General features: G+C 61.4%; 2 protein-coding genes. Both read right to left on the bottom strand.

Annotated features, from left to right (window positions below):
* Positions 1 to 53: 53 nt before the first annotated feature.
* Positions 54 to 695: a cytochrome (ubi)quinol oxidase subunit III gene (locus tag SO156_RS45735; protein ID WP_458143606.1), complete on the bottom strand. Its 642-nt coding sequence runs from the start codon at positions 693 to 695 to the stop codon at positions 54 to 56.
* A partial coding sequence (locus SO156_RS45740) for a cbb3-type cytochrome c oxidase subunit I (protein ID WP_498539451.1) occupies positions 695 to 1725 on the bottom strand: 1031 nt, incomplete at its 5' end. The genes SO156_RS45740 and SO156_RS45735, both read right to left, overlap by 1 nt.

Genomic DNA, 1725 nt, shown 5'->3' on the forward strand with positions numbered 1-1725 from the left:
CTCTTCCTCGCCGGGTGCGAGGTCATGTTCGACCGGCCGGTGCGTCAGATCGCTCATACGCCACTCCCAAGCAGGTAGACGACGGAAAAGACGGCGACCCAGATGATGTCGAGCGCGTGCCAGAACAGCGCAAAGCACATCATGCGGCGCAAGATATCGGCGCGAAAGCCCTTGGCGAAGACCTGGGCCATCATGGTGAGGAGCCACAGCACCCCGGCAGAAACGTGAAGGCCGTGGCACCCGACGAGCGAGAAGAACGCGGTCAGGAACGCGCTGCGCGACGGGCCATAGCCGCGGGAGACGAGATCGGCGAATTCGCGGAATTCGATCGTGAGGAACGCAAGCCCCAACACGAGAGTGATGGCCATCCCAAGATAGAACCAGAGTCGGTTGCGCACGTCGGCCGCAATGCTCGCCATGCCGCATGTAAAGCTCGACAGCAACAGGCAGACCGTCTCGATCGCTACGTTCCGCTGCTCGAAGATTTCCGAGCCCTTCGGACCATCGGCGGTCTGGCCCACCAGCACCGCATAGGCTGCGAAGAAACAGGAAAACATCACGATGTCTGACAGCAGGAAGACCCAGAAGCCGTAGGCCGTCACAATTCGTTTTGACGCAGGTCCGGGATGCTCGACAACGAGCCCGATATGATGGGGGTCGGCATGCGCGTGGCCAGCGGTCGCGGTCATCGCCATCAGACCACCCCCGCCATGCTGACAAGGTTACGACGCTCCTCGATATTAATGCGATCGATGCGCGCGACTTCGGCCGCCGGAATGACGTATTCGTCATGGTCGCGCCAGGCGAATATGACGAAGGTCGCGAACGCGCCTAGCCCGCCCAAAATCACCATCCACCAGATGTGCCAGATCAGCGCAAAGCCCATGATGGAGGCGAAGAATGCGCAGACGAAGCCGGTCGGCGAATTCCGGGGCATCTCGATGTCCTCGTATTCAACCGCCTGCTCGAACTGCTGCTGCTTGGCCTTCGCCTTCATCTCCCAATAGGCATCTTCGCCGCGCACATCGGGATGGAACGCGAAGTTGAACACCGGCGGTGGCGACGACGTCGCCCATTCCAGAGACCTGCCATCCCAGGGATCACCGGTACGATCGCGCAAGGCTTCCCGGTTGCGGATGCTGACGACGAGCTGCGTTATCTGGCAGATGACGCCGATCGACAGCACGGCCATGCCGATCGCCGCCACGAACATCCAGGGCCGCCAGGCCGCGACGTCGTAATGCTGCATGCGCCGCGTCATGCCGAGCATGCCCGCGACATAGAGCGGCATGAAGGTGATCCAGAAGCCGATGAAGGTGAACCAGAACCCCGCCTTGCCCCAGCGCTCGTCGAGACGGAAACCGAAGGCTTTTGGGAACCAGTATTCGAAGCCGGCGAACACGCCGAACAGCACGCCCCCGATGATGACGTTGTGGAAGTGCGCGACCAAGAACATGCTGTTGTGCAGCATGAAGTCGGCGGGCGGCACCGCGACGAGGACGCCGGTCAGGCCGCCGATGATGAAGGTCACCATGAAGCCGACCGACCACAGCATCGGTGTCATGAAGCGGATGCGGCCGCCATACATCGTGAACAACCAGTTGTAGATCTTCACCCCCGTCGGCACCGCGATGATCATGCTGGCGATGCCGAAGACGGCATTGACGTTCGGCCCCGCCCCCATGGTGAAGAAATGGTGCAGCCAGACCATGAAGGAGATGACGC

Source organism: Bradyrhizobium sp. UFLA05-125, from assembly GCF_059803515.1.